Below are 18,358 nucleotides of genomic sequence, written 5' to 3'. Positions count from 1 at the left end.
AATGATGATGGAAGTCCAGCTCATAACAGCAGAAGAAGTCATCCCATTACGGCATGAAGTGTTGCGTCCGCATCAACCACGTGAAGCGTGTGTTTATCCAGACGATGCGCGTGCCTCGACGTTTCATCTCGGCGGGATAAAAGCACAACAAATTGTCGCGATCGGTAGTTTCTCGGAACAATCACATGCACAAGCGCCAGGAGCGACGTACCAACTTCGTGGCATGGCGTCGAGTGAACAAGTGCGTGGTGAAGGATATGGTCGGGCGCTGATCGAAGAAGCCCGTCGTCTCTTGAAAGAACGACAAGTGACAGCTTGGTGGTGTAACGCCCGCGTTACGGCCCTTCCTTTTTATGAGCGTCTTGGACTAGAGCGCGTCGGAGAGCCTTTCATGATTGAAGGAATTGGTATTCACTATGTCATGATCGACCGTCTAAACGACAAATAGGACAACAAATGGCGGACGAAGGAATCGTTTCACACGAGTCCTTCGTCCGCCATTTCACATCATATAAAAAAATCGCCACTGGAGATACCTCCTAGTGGCGACCCATCACCGTATTCTTCGGAAAGAATTAAAGTGCGTTTACGAGTTTAGCGAGACGTGATTTGTCACGACCAGCTTTGTTGCTGTGGATGAGACCTTTAGCAGCAGCTTTGTCGATTTTTTTAGAAGCTGTAGCGAAAGCAAGGACCGCTTGGTCTTTGTTACCTTCAGCTGCGAAAGTTTCGACTGCTTTAATCGCTGAACGCATTGCCGATTTACGTTGTACGTTAGCGACGCGGCGTTTTTCAGCTGTTTTAACGCGTTTGATTGCTGATTTAATGTTAGCCATGGATGATTCACCTCCAATAAAACTCATTCGAGATTTATATTCGCATATCTGCAGTTATCGTTCAACAGAACAAACACAATTGTAGCAAACGTTTTTCTTAAAAGCAATACGACGTCTAGGGAATCTTCACATTTTGTTTTTCGGGTAAAACAAAACGAGATAGTACAGTGAAGCGCTTTTTGGTATAATGAACCGTATGTACGTTTGAAAATAAGGTAAGGTGACTCTAAACATGACGAATGAAGACCGTTTAAAGCGGCAGAAGAGTATTCGTAACTTCTCGATCATTGCCCATATCGATCACGGGAAGTCGACACTCGCTGACCGGATTTTAGAAAAAACTGGCGCGCTGACATCGCGTGAAATGAAAGATCAGACACTTGATGCCATGGAGCTCGAACGTGAGCGTGGCATCACGATTAAACTGAATGCTGTTCAATTGAAGTATACAGCAAAAGACGGGGAAGATTACATTCTTCACCTCATCGATACACCGGGACACGTCGACTTCACATATGAAGTCTCGCGTTCACTTGCAGCTTGTGAAGGAGCTGTTCTCGTCGTTGATGCGGCACAAGGAATCGAAGCGCAGACGCTTGCGAATGTTTACTTAGCGCTCGACAACGATCTCGAAATCCTTCCGATCATCAACAAAATCGATTTGCCTTCTGCAGACGTCGAACGCGTCCGTCAAGAAATCGAAGATGTCATCGGACTTGATGCGTCTGAAGCCGTTCCGACATCCGCGAAAGCCGGAATCGGAATCGAAGAAATTCTCGAACAGATCGTCGAGAAAGTACCAGCTCCGACGGGTGATCCCTCTGCACCGCTTGAAGCATTGATCTTCGACTCGTACTATGATGCGTATCGTGGTGTCGTTGCCTCGATTCGAGTCGTCAACGGAACAGTTAAGGTTGGCGATAAAATCCGAATGATGTCGACAGGTAAGGATTTCGAAGTCCTTGAACTTGCTGTCGCAACACCAAAACCATTACGTCAGCAAGAATTGACAGTTGGTGATGTTGGAACGTTGTCGGCCTCGATCAAAACGGTCGGCGATGTACGTGTCGGGGATACGATTACGCTCGCGAAACAGCCGGCTGCTGAAGCGCTGCCAGGATACCGAAAAATGAATCCGATGGTGTACTGTGGACTCTATCCGATCGATGCTGCGAAATACAATGATTTACGAGAAGCACTTGAAAAACTGCAACTCAGTGACGCGGCGCTCGAATTCGAACCAGAGACTTCACAAGCACTCGGATTCGGATTCCGTTGTGGATTCCTCGGGATGCTCCACATGGAAATCATTCAGGAGCGGATCGAACGTGAGTTCAACATCGATATGATCACGACGGCACCGTCCGTTATCTATCACGTGACGACGACAGCGGGTGAAGTCTTGCATGTTGATAACCCATCGAAGATGCCGGATCAGCAAAAAGTTGAATTCATTGAAGAGCCGTTCGTTAAGGCTGCTGTCATGACACCGAATGATTACGTTGGTGCAATCATGGAGTTGTGTCAGAAGAAACGCGGAACATTCGTCGATATGCAATACATCGATACGACACGTGTCAAAATCACCTATGAATTGCCGTTATCTGAGATCGTCTACGATTTCTTTGATCAGTTGAAATCGAGTACAAAAGGATATGCGTCACTTGATTATGAATTGATCGGCTATCAACAGTCGCGTCTCGTCAAGATGGATATCCTTCTTAATAACGAAAACGTCGATGCGCTCAGCTTCATCGTTCACCGTGACTTCGCGTACGAACGTGGAAAGGTCATCGTTGATAAGCTGAAGGAATTGATTCCGCGGATGCAGTTCGAAGTGCCGATTCAGGCAGCAGTCGGAACAAAGATTGTCGCGCGTTCGACGATTAAAGCATTACGGAAGAACGTTCTCGCGAAATGTTACGGGGGAGACATCTCTCGGAAACGGAAGTTGCTCGAGAAGCAAAAAGAAGGTAAGAAACGCATGAAGATGGTAGGCTCAGTAGAGGTACCGCAAGAAGCCTTCATGTCCGTTCTATCTATGGACGAAGATTAAACAGGTGGGGGGCGCTTGCGTCCCCTTTTTGGTTTTTATAGAGAAAGGATGAGGCGAAATGGGAATACGCGCCGCATATGTCCACATCCCTTTTTGTGAACATATTTGTTACTACTGTGATTTCAATAAAGTCTTTTTAAAGAATCAGCCCGTCGATGAATACCTCGATGCGCTTGAACGCGAAATCGAACTGACGCTGAAACAATACCCGACAGATCATCTCGAGACGATCTTCATTGGTGGTGGCACACCAACTGCTTTGAATGAACCACAGATGCAACGTTTAATGGAAATCATTCAAAAGCATTTGTTGCCACTAACAGGTGACGATTTAGAGTATACGGTCGAGTCGAATCCGGACGGTGTATCGGAAGAGAAACTTGATATCATGAAGACAGGTGGTGTCAATCGTGTCAGTTTCGGTGTCCAATCGTTTGACGATGGTTTGCTCGAACGCATCGGTCGAACGCACCGGGAAGCGAAAGTCGCGCAGACGCTCGATGCAGCAGCGAAACGATTTAATAACATCTCCGTCGACTTGATGTTCGGATTACCGAATCAGACGCTCGATCAGGTCCGCTACGACGTTACACGGGCGCTACAATTACCGATTACGCATATTTCATCCTATTCATTGATTTTAGAACCACACACGGTTTTTGCGATTCAAGAGCGAAAAGGAAAACTACCGCTACCGACGCAAGATCTCGAGGCAGAGATGTATCAAGTGATGATCGAAACGATTGAAGCAGGTGGTTATGCACAGTATGAGATCTCGAACTTCGCAGAAGTTGGAAAAGAGAGTCGTCATAATCGCGTCTACTGGGAAAACGATGAGTACTACGGATTTGGTGCAGGCTCACATAGCTATATCAATCAGACGCGTCGTGCGAACATCGCACCGATTCCGCACTATATCAAGGCGGAAGGGTTACCGGTTCGAAAAGAGACGCCGTTGACGAACGTTGAGCGGATGGAAGAAGAGATGTTCCTCGGTCTTCGAATGAAGGACGGCGTATCGCTCGAGCGTTTCCAGGAGAAGTATGGAGTAGCGTTTAAAGATGTATTTGGTGAAGTCATGAAACGGTTGTTGCCAAACGGTCTCGTCGAGCAGACGGAGACACATATCCGTTTGACGCCAGCCGGAATTCCGCTAGCGAACGAAGTCTTTGCAGAGTTCATTGGTGAAGCGCAAGTACAATGACATAAGAGTAGCTGAAATCAATGAAAATGAGAGAAGCGGTGTTTCCCAAATGTGGAACACCGCTTCTCTCATTTTTTCGACTTCCTTAAAAAATACGCAGTCGTTCCGATGACCGCGATGAACAGCCAGACAAAGACTCCCGCCATTGCCAATAATTCAATCATCCGATTCATCCTTTCCGTTCTTTGTTTCACTGTATCGCAGAATGGGAAACTGTTCAAAGGGTCACGCAATTCGGTTGACATCGGGCGGACAATTCCTTATAGTAAAAGATGTAATTAGCACTCGTTAAAAGTGAGTGCTAACAAAATAAGGTGGTGAAGAAGGTGCTGACGGATCGTCAATTGTTGATTTTACGTGCAATCGTCGATGATTATATCAAGACTGCTCAACCCGTCGGCTCACGGACGCTCTCAAAACGAGACGACGTGACGTTCAGTTCCGCGACCATTCGTAACGAGATGGCGGACCTCGAAGAGATGGGTCTGATTGAAAAGCCACACACTTCCGCAGGACGGATTCCTTCCGAACTCGGATATCGTTTTTATGTCGACCATCTGATTCGTCCGGAAAACATCACACCAAAAGAAGCACAGGCATTGAAGTCACTCTTTGCCCATTCCGTGAATGAGAATGATCGGTTGATTCGGCACACAGCAGACCTGTTGAGTGATTTAACCCATTACACGACACTTGTACTTGGACCAAAAGAAGACGGACAACGACTGCATCATCTAGAATTAATTCCTCTTGCCGAGGGTCGTGTCGTCATCGTTCTCGTCACAGAGACGGGACATGTTGAACACAAGACATTGCAATTGAATCAAGCGTTGTCCCAGGAAGCAGCGAGCCGACTGATGGAACGTCTGAACCAGACGTTGCGCGGTACGCCGCTCTCAGCCTTACGCAGTCGTCTGCTTGAGGAAATCCGTCGCTTCCGTTCAGAGCATTCTGAGCAGACGGTATTGCTCTCGAAAGCACTTGATCTCGTCTTGACGGATCAAGAGGAGCGACCGTTCATTTATTTGGGCGGGAAAGCCAACATGTTCGATCAGCCTGAATTTCAGGACGTCGCAAAACTACGACCTGTTCTCGAACTGATCGAACAGCAAGAAGCTGTTCTCGATTTCCTACGACCGAATCTCGATAATCAAATCTTGATTACGATCGGGAGTGAGAACAATATGGATGCATTAAAAGATTGTAGCGTCATCCGGGCCCATTATTCGGTCGACGGTGTCTCAATTGGGACACTCGCATTGATCGGACCGAAACGGATGGATTACAACCGGGGAATCAACTCGATCATCCATCTACTTCAAGCATTCCAAACCGAATTGCATAAGAACAATTTGGATTGAATATAGAAAGGGGCTCGATTCAGAGTGGAAGAAAAAGAACAGAATCAAAACCTCCAACAAGAAGAAAACGTGACAGAGCCGACTGAAACCGTCGAAGTCACAGAAGAAGAAGTCATCCAAGCGGATCTCGTCGAAGACGAGAAGCCGGACTTCGAAGCACAACTCGCAGAAGCAAAAGCTTCAGAATTACGCCTCCGTGCGGATTTTGAGAACTTCAAGCGTCGTAACCGTGTCGAAGCAGAGAACCGCGCGAAGTATTCTTCACAAGCGATCGTCGAAAAGCTGTTGCCACTCGTCGATAACTTGGACCGGGCGCTCCAAATCGAGACGGAAAACGAGGAGACGAAATCTGTCTTGACGGGTGTCGAGATGGTAAAACGTCAACTCGTCGAAACGCTTCAAAATGAAGGCGTCGTCGAGATTCCAGCTGTCGGTGAAGCGTTCGATCCGAACTTACACCAAGCGGTCGTTCAAGAAGCGAGCGAAGAACACGAGTCAGGTGTCGTCATCGCTGAATTCCAAAAAGGGTACAAATTGCACGATCGTGTGATTCGTCCGAGTATGGTTAAAGTAGCTGAGTAATCAGCCTGTACTTCATTATTCCAATCATTGAAAGCGAGGAAATAGATCATGGCAAAAATCATCGGTATTGACTTAGGTACAACGAACTCATGTGTTGCAGTAATGGAAGGTGGCGAACCCGTCGTCATCGCTAACGCAGAAGGAAACCGTACGACACCATCTGTCGTCGCATTCAAAAACGGTGAGCGTCAAGTAGGGGAAGTTGCAAAACGTCAAGCAATCACGAACCCGAACACGATCATGTCGATCAAACGTCATATGGGTACAGACTATAAAGTAGAAGTTGAAGGCAAAGACTACACACCACAAGAAGTCTCTGCGATCATCCTTCAAAAATTAAAAGCGCAAGCAGAAGACTACCTCGGTGAAAAAGTCACAGAAGCTGTCATCACAGTACCGGCTTACTTCAACGATGCAGAACGCCAAGCGACAAAAGACGCTGGTACAATTGCTGGTCTTGATGTAAAACGGATTATCAACGAGCCTACAGCAGCAGCGCTCGCTTACGGTCTCGAAAAAGGCGAAGATCACACGATCCTCATCTATGACCTTGGTGGCGGTACGTTCGACGTGTCGATCCTTGAGCTCGGTGATGGCGTCTTTGAAGTAGTTTCAACTGCAGGTGACAGCCGTCTTGGTGGAGATGATTTCGACCAAAAAATCATCGATCATCTCGTAGCAGAATTCAAAAAAGAAAACGGCATCGATCTTGCTCAAGACAAGATGGCGCTTCAACGTTTAAAAGATGCAGCTGAAAAAGCGAAAAAAGATCTTTCAGGTGTTTCTTCAACACAAATCAGCCTTCCGTTCATCACAGCTGGCGCATCAGGTCCACTTCACTTGGAAATGACGCTCTCACGCGCGAAATTCGACGATCTCACAGCAGATCTTGTTGAACGTACGATGGAACCAACACGCCGTGCTATGAACGATGCAGGTCTGACACCAGACAAAATCGACAAAATCATCCTCGTTGGTGGTTCAACTCGTATTCCTGCAGTTCAAAAAGCAATCCAGGACTTCACTGGTAAAGAATCGTTCAAAGGAGTTAACCCGGATGAAGTCGTTGCCCTCGGTGCAGCGGTTCAAGGTGGCGTATTGACTGGAGACGTCAAAGACGTCGTTCTTCTCGACGTAACTCCACTCTCACTTGGTATCGAGACAATGGGTGGCGTGATGACGAAATTGATCGATCGTAACACGACGATCCCAACTTCAAAATCACAAGTCTTCTCAACTGCAGCAGACAGCCAACCAGCTGTTGATATCCACGTCCTCCAAGGGGAACGTCCAATGGCAGCAGATAACAAAACGCTCGGTCGCTTCCAGTTGACGGACATTCCACCAGCACCACGTGGCGTGCCACAAATCGAAGTTAAATTCGACATCGATGCGAACGGTATTGTTAACGTTTCTGCAAAAGATCTCGGAACAAACAAAGAACAGTCAATCACGATCCAATCATCAAGCGGCTTGACTGAAGCGGACATCGAGCAAATGGTCAAGGATGCAGAAGCAAATGCGGATGCAGACAACAAGCGTAAAGAAGAAGTTGAATTACGCAACGAAGCAGACCAACTCGTCTTCGCAACAGACAAAGCGATCAAAGATCTTGGTGAGCAAGTCGCTGACGCTGATAAAGAAAAAGCAGAAGCTGCAAAAGAAAAAGTAACAAAAGCTCTCGAAGGAACAGACATCGAAGCAATCCGTGCTGCAAAAGACGAATTGTCGACAGTCGTTCAAGAGTTGACACAAAAAGTCTACGAGAACATGGCACAGCAACAAGCTGGCGCTGAAGGCGCACAAGCTAGTGGTCAAGACGACAATGTCATGGACGCTGAGTTCGAAGAAGTTGACGAGAAAGACAACAAGTAATTCATCCGACCGATTTTTCGGGCGCTAGAGAGAGCCAAAGCGTATCCGCGCTTTGGCTCTTTCCATGTCGCACGAAGTTCGGTAAAATCAAACAGTATGAAATGAATCGGAATAGAGAGAGGAAGACTGCACGTGGAAAAACGCGATTATTATGAAGTACTAGGCGTCGCGCGCGATGCCTCATCAGCGGAAATCAAACGCGCCTACCGAAAGCTTGCCCGGACGTACCACCCGGACGTCAACAAGGAAGCCGATGCGGATGCAAAATTCAAGGAATTATCGGAAGCGTATGAAGTGTTGTCCGATGACAATAAACGAGCACGTTACGACCAATTTGGTCACCAAGATCCATCACAAGGTGGCGGTGGATTCAGTGGAGCTGAAGGATTTGGCGACATCTTCGATATGTTCTTCGGTGGCGGACGTCGTCAAGATCCAAATGCCCCACGTAAAGGACAGGACTTACAATACGTTGAGGAAATCGACTTCATGGAATCGGTCACAGGCGTCGAGAAGACGATCACGATCCCAGTCGAAGAAGATTGCGGTACATGTCATGGTTCGGGTGCTAAACCAGGAACACATCCAGAAACATGTAAACGATGCGGTGGTTCGGGGCACATCAACGTCGAACAAAACACGATGTTCGGTCGTGTCGTCAACCAAACAACGTGTTCGACATGTCATGGCCGTGGACAAATCGTCAAGGAGCCATGTGAAACATGTCGTGGAGCTGGTCGTGTCCGTAAAAACAAAGATGTCCGTGTCAAAATTCCAGCAGGGATCGACAATGGGCAACAAATTCGTTTAGCAGGCAAAGGGGAAGCCGGTGTCAACGGTGGACCAGCAGGTGACTTGTATGTCGTCGTCCGTGTCGCAGCACACGAACTGTTCGAACGTGTCGATGATCATATCGTCATGGATATGCCACTTACATTTGCGCAAGCAACACTCGGTGATGAGATCGAAGTGCCGACCGTTCATGGCAAGGTCAGTCTGAAGATTCCAGCGGGCACACAGACAGGATCACGTTTCCGTCTCCGCGGAAAAGGGATGCCGAACGTCCGGTCCGGTCATCATGGTGATCAATACGTCAACGTCGTCGTCATCACACCGAAGAATCTGACGGAACGTCAAAAAGAACTATTACGGGAATTCAATGAAATCAGCGATGAAAAAGGTGTCGAAGAGCAACACGAAGGTGTCTTCAGCCGGATCAAGACATTCTTTACAGGGTGATCACTACAGAGGAGCGTGACAAGAAATGAAATGGTCAGAGATCTGTGTCCATACGACACAAGAAGCCATCGAAGCAGTTTCAAACATCTTACATGAAGCGGGAGCAAGCGGAGTCGTCATCGAGGACGTCGAAGATTTCGAGATGATGTCCCACCGCGAAGATAACTTCGGTGAAATTTGGGATGAGACGAAACGAGATGAGTACCCGACTCAAGGTGTACTCGTGAAGGCATATCTTGCAGAAAGCAGCGATTTGACGGACACGATCAAAGGCATCGAACAGGACATCCAACAATTGACGAACTTCGGTCTGTCGATTGGCACGGGTGCTGTCACGCTGACTCAAGTAGATGAAGAAGACTGGGCACATTCATGGAAACAATTCTATAAACCGGTCAAGATCAGCCGCCACCTGACAGTCGTCCCAATGTGGGAAGACTACACGCCACAGCCGGGTGAAAAGATCATCGAGCTCGATCCAGGCATGGCGTTCGGAACGGGAACACACCCGACGACGGTTCTTTGCATTCAAGCAATCGAAAACTACTTGCAAGAGCAAGATCGTGTCGTCGATGTCGGTACAGGATCCGGTGTCTTAGCGATTGCAGCAGCGAAGCTTGGGGCAAAAGATGTCTTTGCACTGGATTTAGACGAAGTCGCTGTCAAATCAGCGACAGAAAACGTCGCTTTGAACAACGTCAGTGAGCAGATCACGGTCCGTCAAGGCGATTTGATGAAGGAATTGAGTGAGCCGGTCGAGTTGATCGTCGCGAATATCTTAGCGGAAGTCATCCTCCTCTTCGTCAAGGATGCCTATACGCTGACGTTACCAGGCGGGCATTTCATCGCTTCCGGTATCATTAGTCAGAAGAAAGATATGGTCGTACAAGCGATGCAAGAAGCAGGATTTACGATCGTCGAGACGACGAAGCTTGAGGACTGGGTCGCAATCATCGCGAAACGGGAGGCATAAGCGCATGCAACGGTATTTCGTCGAGCCCTCGATGCGTCAGGGAGATGTCTTTCATCTCCCGAAAGACGACGCACACCATATGAAAAACGTCATGCGGATGGAAGTCGGCGGAGAGATTCTCGTACTCGACGGGACAGGTCTTTACCGGTGTCGCCTGGAAGCACTCGATAAAGAAGCGGCTTCTGCCCGGATCGAAGAGACTTTACCGATCGAGACGGAGTTACCGATTCGTGTGACGATCGCCCATGGATTGCCAAAAGGCGATAAGATCGAACTCGTTGCCCAAAAAGCAACGGAACTCGGGATGCATCATCTACGGATTTTCGAAGCCGATCGTTCCGTCTCGAAATGGGATCAGAAGAAGGTTCCGAAAAAGATTGAACGCCTCGAAAAAATCGTCAAGGAAGCAGCGGAACAATCGTACCGTGCCCACTTGCCGACAGTCGACTTCGTGGCGTATGATGAAGTCTTACAGGATGCATCGAACTACACGGCTTGTCTGGTTGCCTATGAAGAATCAGCGAAACAAGGGGAGGCCTCCGTCCTCGCTATGACGCTTGCTGGACTGCAAGAAGGAGATTCCCTTCTTGTCGTCATCGGACCTGAAGGTGGGTTCGCTGAAGCAGAAATCGCACGTTTGACGGATGCCGGTTTAAAAAAAGCCGCTCTAGGGCGCCGCATCTTACGGACGGAAACGGCACCGTTGTATGTCCTTTCCGCCGTCTCGTATCATTTTGAATTGAAAGGGTGAACGAAATGGCAACTGTTGCCTTTCAAACGCTTGGCTGTAAAGTCAACCATTACGAAACAGAAGCTGTCTGGCAACTGTTCAAGGACGCTGGTTACGCACGCGTTGATTTTGCTGATCATGCGGACGTGTATGTCGTCAATACATGTACGGTCACGAATACCGGAGATAAGAAAAGTCGCCAAGTCATCCGACGGGCGATTCGCCAAAATCCGGATAGTGTCATCTGCGTAACGGGCTGTTATGCCCAAACGTCTCCTGCTGAAATCATGGCGATTCCTGGCGTCGATGTCGTCGTTGGAACGCAAGATCGGCATAAAATGATTGGATACATTGAACAATTCCGTGAAGAACGCATGCCAATCAATGCGGTCGGAAACATCATGAAAGCAAAAGTCTATGAAGAACTAGATGTACCGGCCTTTACGGACCGGACGCGGGCTTCGCTGAAAATTCAGGAAGGCTGTAACAACTTCTGTACGTTCTGTATCATCCCATGGGCGCGTGGTCTCATGCGGTCTCGTCAACCAGAAGATGTCTTGAAGCAAGCACAACAGCTCGTTGATGCGGGTTACAAAGAAATCGTCTTGACGGGAATCCATACAGGTGGATACGGAGAAGACTTGAAAGACTACAACTTAGCGAAATTACTTAAAGCACTCGAATCCGTCAATGGACTTGAACGCTTACGCATTTCGTCGATCGAAGCGAGTCAAATCACGGACGAGGTACTCGATGTCCTGAAGGACTCACCAATCGTCGTTCGTCACTTGCACGTTCCGATCCAGTCGGCTTCCGATACGGTCCTTCGCCGGATGCGCCGCAAGTATACGATGGCGGAATTCGGAGAACGGATCACGCGTCTGAAGGAAGTCCTGCCTGACTGTGCAATCACGTCGGATGTCATCGTTGGTTTCCCAGGTGAGACGGAAGAAGAGTTCATGGAAACGTTCAACTTCATCAACGATCATAAGTTCAGTGAGTTGCATGTCTTCCCGTACTCGAAACGGACGGGAACACCAGCTGCGATGATGGACGATCAAGTCGAGGAATCAATCAAAGAAGAACGCGTCGCGCGCTTGATCGCATTATCAGATCAACTCGCAAAGGAATATGCTTCGAAATACGAAGGGGAACTGCTTGAGATCATTCCGGAAGAATTCTCGGAAGAAGCAGGCGGTCGTCTCGTCGGTTACACAGATAACTATTTGCGTGTCGCAATCGAAGGCGATGAGTCGATGATCGGACAACTCGTTCGTGTCAAAATCACGAAAGCCGGTTATCCGATGAACGATGGTCAATTCGTTCGCATCATGCAGACACTTAAAGACGCTGTAGTCTAATCGAAAGGGCAAAGGGAACCTCTGGTTTTCTTTGCCACTTTTTTTGTTTTCATTTCAGGAATGCGCTACACTGAATACAGTTCAATTAAGGAAAGAGGATATTATTCATGCGAATCAACAAATTCATTAGTGAAACGGGCTTTTGCTCAAGGCGTGCTGCCGATAAATTAGTCGACGCAGGTCGTGTGACGATCAACGGTCTGACGGCAGAACTCGGCTCGCAAGCTGAAGAGACGGACGTCGTCGAAATCGACGGTCAGCCACTCCAAACGAAACCAAAACCCGTCTACATCGTCTTAAATAAACCGGTCGGCATTACGTGTACGACGGAGCTTGATATCGAAGGAAATATCATCGATTTCGTTAATCATCCGAAGCGGATTTTCCCGATCGGTCGTCTCGATAAGGATTCAGACGGTTTGATTCTGTTAACGAATGACGGTGATGTTGTCAACCGGATCTTACGAGCGGAAAACAATCACGACAAGGAATATATCGTGACCGTCGACGCACCGATTACGGATACGTTCATTCAAGGCATGGCGAGTGGAGTCGACATTCTCGGTACGACGACGAAGGAATGTATCGTTGAACCACTTGAGACACGGACATTTCGCATCATTTTGACGCAAGGGTTAAATCGTCAGATTCGCCGTATGTGTAAAGAATTCGGCTACCGGGTCAAACGGCTGCAACGCGTCCGAATCATGAACATCGAGCTCGGCGATTTACCAATCGGTTCTTGGCGTGATTTGACGGAAGCGGAATTAAGCGAGTTGTTTACGACGCTAGACGGGCAATAAGGTTCAATGAAAGTCGCCACCCGGCGGCTTTCTTCTTACATAAGGGGGATGACCGTGGACAAACGGGGTATGAGTGCGACATTCGTCGCCTATGTGATTGGTGGACTATTGCCGATCTATAAAGTATTTGCAACTGGAATTCCAGCATGGACGGTCGTTTCAATCCGGATTTTAAGTGCGTTCATCTTCGTGACACTATTGTTACGCTTGACGAAGAAGTTTCAATTCGTTCGTCACCTGTGGCAAAACAAACGCCAACGTTATACCGTGCTTGCGGCAGGTCTCGTATTAGGTGGGAACTGGTCACTCTATCTGTATGCCATCGGAGAAGGGTATATCGTCGAGTCGTCGCTCGGGTATTATATCAATCCGCTCGTCAGCGTCTTGTTCGGTTTGATCTTTTTTAAGGAACGATTAACGCGTCCACAAATCATCGCGATTGTATCAGCAATCACTGGTGTGATGATTTTAACGCTCGGTTATGGTCAATTTCCGATCATTGCCTTTTCACTTGCTATCTCGTTCGCATTTTATGGTGTGCTGAAGAAAAAGGCGGCAGCCGAGCCATTATCGGGATTATTTTTAGAGACGCTCGTCACGCTCCCGTTCGCTCTCTTGACGCTAGGCGTGACGGATAGTCAACCGCTTGCGATGCCGACGAGTGCACTGCTTGCAATCATCATGCTCGGAATCGCAACAGCAGTTCAATTGATGTTATTTGGATACGGGATGCCGAAAATCCCGTTCGTTTACGTCGGAATTCTGCAGTACATTGCACCAACGTTAACGCTACTCCTTGGAATTTATCTATTTAATGACGTCTTTACGACGATTCACTTCATCGCTTTCCTGTTCATTTGGATTGCCGTTGCTTTGTTTACGATCAGCGGTTTATCAGCAGGAAAGATACGGATGAAGAAGGTATCATAACGAAAGAAGGGATTATGTGAATCTACCGGGATTTTTTGCGACGCTTGTCGCATATATCATTTGGGGGCTCTTACCGCTTTACTGGAAGATGCTCGCTAATGTACCGAGTGAAGAGATACTAGCGCACCGGATCATCTGGTCGTTTCTATTTCTACTCATCTTACTGTCGTTTCAAAAAGCACTTGGAAAATGGAAGACGGCATTGCGTGATCCGTTCACGCGCCGACTCTTTTTCTTAAATGGACTGATCATCAGCTTGAATTGGTTCATCTACATCTGGGCTGTCAATCATCAATTTATCGTTGAGGCGTCGCTCGGCTATTACATCAATCCGCTCGTCAGCATCGTCTTTGGTGTCTTCTTCTTTCAAGAAAAGCTCTCACGGATTGAATGGATCTCGATTGTCCTTGCGACGATCGGTGTTCTGATTTTAACGATTGGCTACGGCGAATTTCCATGGATCTCGATTGCGCTTGCCTTAAGCTTCGGTTTTTACGGCGTCGTCAAAAAACGTCGTCCGCTTGAATCAACGGTCAGTCTGACACTTGAGACGATGGCGCCGCTTCCACTGGCTTTGATCTTCCTCGGATATTGGCAAGTACAGGGAACGTCTTCGATAACCGAATCTGTCGGTACGATGACTGGACTCATCTTAACGGGGATCGTCACCGCTGTGCCACTTTTGTTATTTGGATTCGGGGCACAACGAATTCCATTCACATGGGTTGGATTCTTGCAATTCGTCGCACCAACCTTATCACTTGGACTCGGTGTTTTGCTCTATCATGAACCGTTTACTAAAACACATATGGTGGCGTTTACATGTATTTGGACAGCAGCGATTGTCTTTACACTCAATGGAGTCTGGATTCGAAAAAAACAGCTTCGAAAAGTCGCGTAAAAAGATAGAAGTCAGACCTCTTGCGTGATAGAATAATATCAGAGTCAAAGGGAAGCCTTAAGGAGGATAACAATCATGAATTTAGCAGGAATGATCGACCATACGGCACTGAAGCCAGAAACATCACGTGCTCAAATCGAAACACTCTGTAAAGAAGCATTAGAATACAAATTCGCAAGCGTCTGCGTTAACCCGACATACGTCGCGTTAGCATCAGAACTCTTAAAGTCAGATGATGACGTGAAAGTATGTACAGTCATCGGGTTCCCACTTGGAGCAAACACGCCAGAAGTGAAAGCATTCGAAACAAAGGATGCCATTCAAAACGGTGCAACAGAAATCGATATGGTTTTAAACATCGGCGCACTAAAAGATGGAAATCTTGAGTTAGTAGAACGTGATATTCGTGCAGTTGTCGAAGCGGCGAACGGTACGCTCGTTAAAGTCATCTTTGAAAACTGTCTTCTTACAAAAGAAGAAATCAAAACAGCTGCTGAACTTTCAGTTAAAGCAGGTGCTAACTTTGTGAAAACATCAACTGGTTTCTCAACAGGTGGTGCAACAGTCGAAGATATCCGTCTCATGCGTGAGACAGTCGGTCCTGATATCGGTGTTAAAGCGTCTGGTGGCGTTCGTGACTTCGAAGGTGCAAAAGCAATGATCGATGCAGGTGCATCACGCATTGGTGCTTCAGCAGGAATCGCAATCGTTACTGGTGGTACGTCTGATAGCGACTACTAAGAATATGTCACATGTCCCTCTTTTTTAGAGGGGCATGTTTTTTTGTTGTGGGATTATTCTGAATTTGGATTTTGTATTAAAAAGTCAGACATCGCTTCCGATAATCAGATGTAGAATGTCGGAAGGGTGTGGAATGAATGAAACGATGGAGTGGAATCATACTGGCATCGACACTAAGCCTTGCAGGATGCGGTAGTGTCATCGATGATCCAGAACGGGCAGTCAAGGAGCGAAAGGAAATGGCGGTCGTCTTATCGGATGTTGGTCTTGGCGATCAATCATTCAGCGATGCAGCGATGAGCGGTATGGCGTTGTTACGGGAGAAGGAAGGCTGGTCGATCGATTACCGGGAATTAAACGAAACGAAGACCTATAAAACAGCATTTGAAGCGTTAGCGAAAAAGAAGCCGACCGTTATCGTCGGACTCGGCTACATGGGGCAGACAGATCTTGAGACCGTTGCTAAAAAATATCCGAAACAACAATTCGCCTTGATTGATGCCGTCTCGACGTTACCGAACGTACTCTCGGTTACGTTCAAAGAGGACGAAGGAAGCTACTTAGCGGGTGCCGCTGCAGGAATCCAAACCAAGTCGAATACGATTGGTTTCGTCGGTGGGATGAAGTCGCCTTTGATTGAGAAGTTCGAAAAAGGATACATAGCTGGCGCTAAAGCCGTCAATCCGAAAACAAAGGTACTCGTCGAATATGCGGAGGACTTTGCGGCGCCCGAAAAGGGACGGACGCTTGCAAACGAAATGATGCAGAAAAAGGCAGACGTGTTATATGCAGCTGCTGGGTTAACAGGGAGCGGCGTCCTTGAGGCAGCGCAAACGAAGGGGAAAAAAGCTATCGGTGTTGATAGCGATCAGACCCCGATCGCGCCTGACGCCGTCATGACGTCGATGCTAAAACAAGTTGATCTTGCGATTACGAAAATCGGACAAGATGTGGATGCAAAAGGACTCCAATCTGGACAAGTCGTCCTTGGTGTCAAAGAAGGGGCAATCCAGTTGGCTCCAATCCGTAATACGAACTTTACGGACGGGGAACGAAAAAAATTAGAGCAGCTGCAACAAGATGTGCTCGAAGGTAAGGTGACGATCCAATGACGTTACGGAAACGATTTTTACTCTCAACATTAGTGACGATTTTGAGTGTCGTCATCTTGATGGGATGGACCTTGTTCCAACTCCGTCAAATTCAATCCTATAACGAAGACTACGGAAAACAACTCGTTGAAATTTCAGAACTCGAAACGAAGCTCTTATATGAACAGGCAGCATGGAACCGACTGGCCAGCCAACCGTCTGAGAGTCAGGCGGAGCAGGTTCAGGCTCTTAGTAAGAAGAACGAGCAAGCTTTGAATCAGCTACAGAAGACATATTTGATTCCAGCGTTTCAAGAAGAGTTGAACCGGGCGGATATGAAGTATAAGACGCTCGCTGCAAAACGGACGGAACTGACGGACGCGGTGAATCCGATTGACATTCGCTCCCATGCCGCACGAATTGAAGGTGTCCTCAGTGATCTCTATACGTTACATACGAAAAATGGGGAGTTTTATGATGTCTTACAACGTGAGGCAAAAGACGAGACATTGAATTTGACGCGGACCGTCCTAATCGCGACATTCCTCCTCTTGATTGGTCTAGCGTTATACAATTGGTACTTCGCACGTAGTATCACGCGACCGATCAGCCGTGTCGTCCGGACAGCAGAGCAAATTTCGGATGGAGACTTGTCACAGGAACTGGTCGTATCCGGTCGAAAAGATGAGATTGGTCGACTCGAGACGGCTGTTGCGCAGATGCAAGGAACTTTACATGAGGTCATCGGAACGATCAGTCGTTCGTCGAACACAATTCGTCAAATGAGTACGGAAGCGACCACAGAGAACGCGAACATCGTCGAAGTTTCTGGTAACATGACCCATGCGATTAATGAGATGGCGAGCGGTACACAAACGGTGTCGGATGATATACAGACAACGGTCAGTACGATGGCTGATATGCAACAACTCTTCGAGGAGAGCGAACAACGCGCACAAACCGCTTATGCAGAAGGACAGGCGGCAGATCACGTGATGGTTCAAAGTAGTTCTGTCATGGAACAACAGGCTACTTCATTACGCGCGTCAACAGAACAAAATCGTGAACTCGGTCAGAAATTAGAAGGTTTCCTTGAGCAAACGCAACAAATCGAACAGATGGCGCAACTCGTCGCTGGAGTCTCTGCGCAGACGAACTTATTGTCACTCAATGCGGCAATCGAAGCGGCGCGAGCAGGGGAAGCCGGTCGTGGATTTGCCGTCGTGGCGAGTGAAGTTAAAAAGTTAGCAGATGAGACACACGAAGCGACGCGTTCGATCTTCTCACTCGTCCGTTCGATTCGCCAAGACGGCGCTGTTTTACAAGAAGCACTCGTGCAAGCGGAGCGGGAACAGACGAACCAGGTCGAGAATTTTACACACGTCCAACAAGCATTCGGTGAGACGCGTCAAAAAGTAGCGAGTGTGACCGAAACACTCGATTATGTGACGAAACAACTCGTACATTCGAAACAACAAGCCCGCCATGTCGTTGGTCAAGTCAGTACAGTTAGTGGTGTCATGGAAGAACTTGCAGCCGGAAATGAAGAGATCGCTGCTTCGATGCGTGATCAACAGGCATCGTTCGAACAGATTCATCAATTGATGCAAGAACTCGAGTCGACGACGACGTCGCTTGACAGTCAGACACATCAATTCAAAATTTAATGAACACA

17 protein-coding genes are annotated in these 18,358 nt (G+C 47.7%); 16 read left to right on the top strand and 1 reads right to left on the bottom strand.

Features of this window, described 5'->3' with window-relative positions; all coding sequences use genetic code 11:
- Window positions 1–4: 4 nt before the first annotated feature.
- Window positions 5–448 (top strand): GNAT family N-acetyltransferase, encoded by a 444-nt coding sequence (locus B2U10_RS07155; RefSeq protein ID WP_290786507.1) that lies wholly within the window; start codon window positions 5–7, stop codon window positions 446–448.
- A 127-nt stretch (window positions 449–575) separates the two neighbouring features.
- On the opposite strand, the gene rpsT is transcribed toward B2U10_RS07155, so the two are convergent.
- Window positions 576–836, bottom strand: coding sequence for a 30S ribosomal protein S20 (gene rpsT / locus B2U10_RS07150; RefSeq protein ID WP_023467434.1), 261 nt, complete (start codon window positions 834–836; stop codon window positions 576–578).
- 232 nt (window positions 837–1,068) lie between these two features.
- Here rpsT and lepA point away from each other — a divergent pair, with 232 nt between their 5' ends.
- The 15 genes from lepA to B2U10_RS07075 all read left to right on the top strand — a co-directional run bounded on the left by lepA (window position 1,069) and on the right by B2U10_RS07075 (window position 18,350).
- A complete protein-coding gene (gene lepA, locus B2U10_RS07145) occupies window positions 1,069–2,892 on the top strand; it encodes a translation elongation factor 4 (protein WP_056060060.1) in 1,824 nt (607 codons plus the stop codon).
- A 64-nt stretch (window positions 2,893–2,956) separates the two neighbouring features.
- Window positions 2,957–4,096 carry a radical SAM family heme chaperone HemW gene (gene hemW, locus B2U10_RS07140; RefSeq protein ID WP_290773627.1) on the top strand — a complete coding sequence of 380 codons (1,140 nt, stop codon included), beginning with the start codon at window positions 2,957–2,959 and terminating at the stop codon, window positions 4,094–4,096.
- Window positions 4,097–4,422: 326 nt separating this feature from the next.
- A complete protein-coding gene (gene hrcA, locus B2U10_RS07135; protein WP_035409289.1) occupies window positions 4,423–5,457 on the top strand; it encodes a heat-inducible transcriptional repressor HrcA in 1,035 nt (344 codons plus the stop codon).
- Between the two features lie 24 nt (window positions 5,458–5,481).
- Window positions 5,482–6,039, top strand: a complete 558-nt coding sequence (grpE, locus tag B2U10_RS07130) for a nucleotide exchange factor GrpE (protein ID WP_023467440.1) — start codon at window positions 5,482–5,484, stop codon at window positions 6,037–6,039.
- A gap of 48 nt (window positions 6,040–6,087) precedes the next feature.
- Window positions 6,088–7,914: a molecular chaperone DnaK gene (gene dnaK, locus B2U10_RS07125; RefSeq protein WP_056060063.1), complete on the top strand. Its 1,827-nt coding sequence runs from the start codon at window positions 6,088–6,090 to the stop codon at window positions 7,912–7,914.
- Between the two features lie 132 nt (window positions 7,915–8,046).
- Entirely contained in the window at window positions 8,047–9,153 is a 1,107-nt protein-coding gene (gene dnaJ / locus B2U10_RS07120) for a molecular chaperone DnaJ (protein ID WP_023467442.1), read from the top strand.
- Between the two features lie 25 nt (window positions 9,154–9,178).
- Window positions 9,179–10,126 carry a 50S ribosomal protein L11 methyltransferase gene (gene prmA / locus B2U10_RS07115; protein ID WP_056060066.1) on the top strand — a complete coding sequence of 316 codons (948 nt, stop codon included), beginning with the start codon at window positions 9,179–9,181 and terminating at the stop codon, window positions 10,124–10,126.
- Between the two features lie 4 nt (window positions 10,127–10,130).
- The gene (locus B2U10_RS07110) at window positions 10,131–10,877 is read left to right on the top strand and encodes a 16S rRNA (uracil(1498)-N(3))-methyltransferase (RefSeq protein WP_035409283.1); all 747 of its coding nucleotides are present in this window, start codon (window positions 10,131–10,133) and stop codon (window positions 10,875–10,877) included.
- A 5-nt stretch (window positions 10,878–10,882) separates the two neighbouring features.
- Window positions 10,883–12,217 carry a tRNA (N(6)-L-threonylcarbamoyladenosine(37)-C(2))-methylthiotransferase MtaB gene (gene mtaB / locus B2U10_RS07105; RefSeq protein ID WP_035409280.1) on the top strand — a complete coding sequence of 445 codons (1,335 nt, stop codon included), beginning with the start codon at window positions 10,883–10,885 and terminating at the stop codon, window positions 12,215–12,217.
- Window positions 12,218–12,324: 107 nt separating this feature from the next.
- Window positions 12,325–13,020, top strand: coding sequence for a 23S rRNA pseudouridine(2604) synthase RluF (gene rluF, locus B2U10_RS07100; protein ID WP_035409278.1), 696 nt, complete (start codon window positions 12,325–12,327; stop codon window positions 13,018–13,020).
- A gap of 54 nt (window positions 13,021–13,074) precedes the next feature.
- A complete protein-coding gene (gene rarD / locus B2U10_RS07095) occupies window positions 13,075–13,950 on the top strand; it encodes an EamA family transporter RarD (protein ID WP_035409277.1) in 876 nt (291 codons plus the stop codon).
- 16 nt (window positions 13,951–13,966) lie between these two features.
- The gene (gene rarD / locus B2U10_RS07090; protein WP_035409275.1) at window positions 13,967–14,851 is read left to right on the top strand and encodes an EamA family transporter RarD; all 885 of its coding nucleotides are present in this window, start codon (window positions 13,967–13,969) and stop codon (window positions 14,849–14,851) included.
- Window positions 14,852–14,926: 75 nt separating this feature from the next.
- Complete coding sequence (gene deoC, locus B2U10_RS07085) at window positions 14,927–15,592, top strand: deoxyribose-phosphate aldolase (protein ID WP_035409273.1); 666 nt, start codon at window positions 14,927–14,929, stop codon at window positions 15,590–15,592.
- A 137-nt stretch (window positions 15,593–15,729) separates the two neighbouring features.
- The gene (locus B2U10_RS07080) at window positions 15,730–16,704 is read left to right on the top strand and encodes a BMP family lipoprotein (protein WP_290786498.1); all 975 of its coding nucleotides are present in this window, start codon (window positions 15,730–15,732) and stop codon (window positions 16,702–16,704) included.
- Window positions 16,701–18,350, top strand: coding sequence for a methyl-accepting chemotaxis protein (locus tag B2U10_RS07075; protein ID WP_290748764.1), 1,650 nt, complete (start codon window positions 16,701–16,703; stop codon window positions 18,348–18,350). The genes B2U10_RS07080 and B2U10_RS07075 overlap by 4 nt, the downstream gene beginning before the upstream one ends.
- The last annotated feature ends 8 nt before the right edge of the window (window positions 18,351–18,358 follow it).

This window comes from Exiguobacterium sp. UBA7533 (assembly GCF_002479335.1).
In the GTDB taxonomy this organism is placed as follows: domain Bacteria; phylum Bacillota; class Bacilli; order Exiguobacteriales; family Exiguobacteriaceae; genus Exiguobacterium_A.
Note: the sequence above shows the minus strand (reverse complement) of the source record. Positions and strands in the feature narration are given on the sequence as shown.

Coding starts and splice junctions, on each gene's coding strand:
- prmA (WP_056060066.1), top strand. CDS start 9,179: ATGAAATGGTCAGAGATCTGTGTCCATACGACACAAGAAGCCATCGAA.
- B2U10_RS07075 (WP_290748764.1), top strand. CDS start 16,701: ATGACGTTACGGAAACGATTTTTACTCTCAACATTAGTGACGATTTTG.
- mtaB (WP_035409280.1), top strand. CDS start 10,883: ATGGCAACTGTTGCCTTTCAAACGCTTGGCTGTAAAGTCAACCATTAC.
- B2U10_RS07110 (WP_035409283.1), top strand. CDS start 10,131: ATGCAACGGTATTTCGTCGAGCCCTCGATGCGTCAGGGAGATGTCTTT.
- lepA (WP_056060060.1), top strand. CDS start 1,069: ATGACGAATGAAGACCGTTTAAAGCGGCAGAAGAGTATTCGTAACTTC.
- B2U10_RS07080 (WP_290786498.1), top strand. CDS start 15,730: ATGAAACGATGGAGTGGAATCATACTGGCATCGACACTAAGCCTTGCA.
- B2U10_RS07155 (WP_290786507.1), top strand. CDS start 5: ATGATGGAAGTCCAGCTCATAACAGCAGAAGAAGTCATCCCATTACGG.
- rpsT (WP_023467434.1), bottom strand. CDS start 836: ATGGCTAACATTAAATCAGCAATCAAACGCGTTAAAACAGCTGAAAAA.
- dnaK (WP_056060063.1), top strand. CDS start 6,088: ATGGCAAAAATCATCGGTATTGACTTAGGTACAACGAACTCATGTGTT.
- deoC (WP_035409273.1), top strand. CDS start 14,927: ATGAATTTAGCAGGAATGATCGACCATACGGCACTGAAGCCAGAAACA.
- rluF (WP_035409278.1), top strand. CDS start 12,325: ATGCGAATCAACAAATTCATTAGTGAAACGGGCTTTTGCTCAAGGCGT.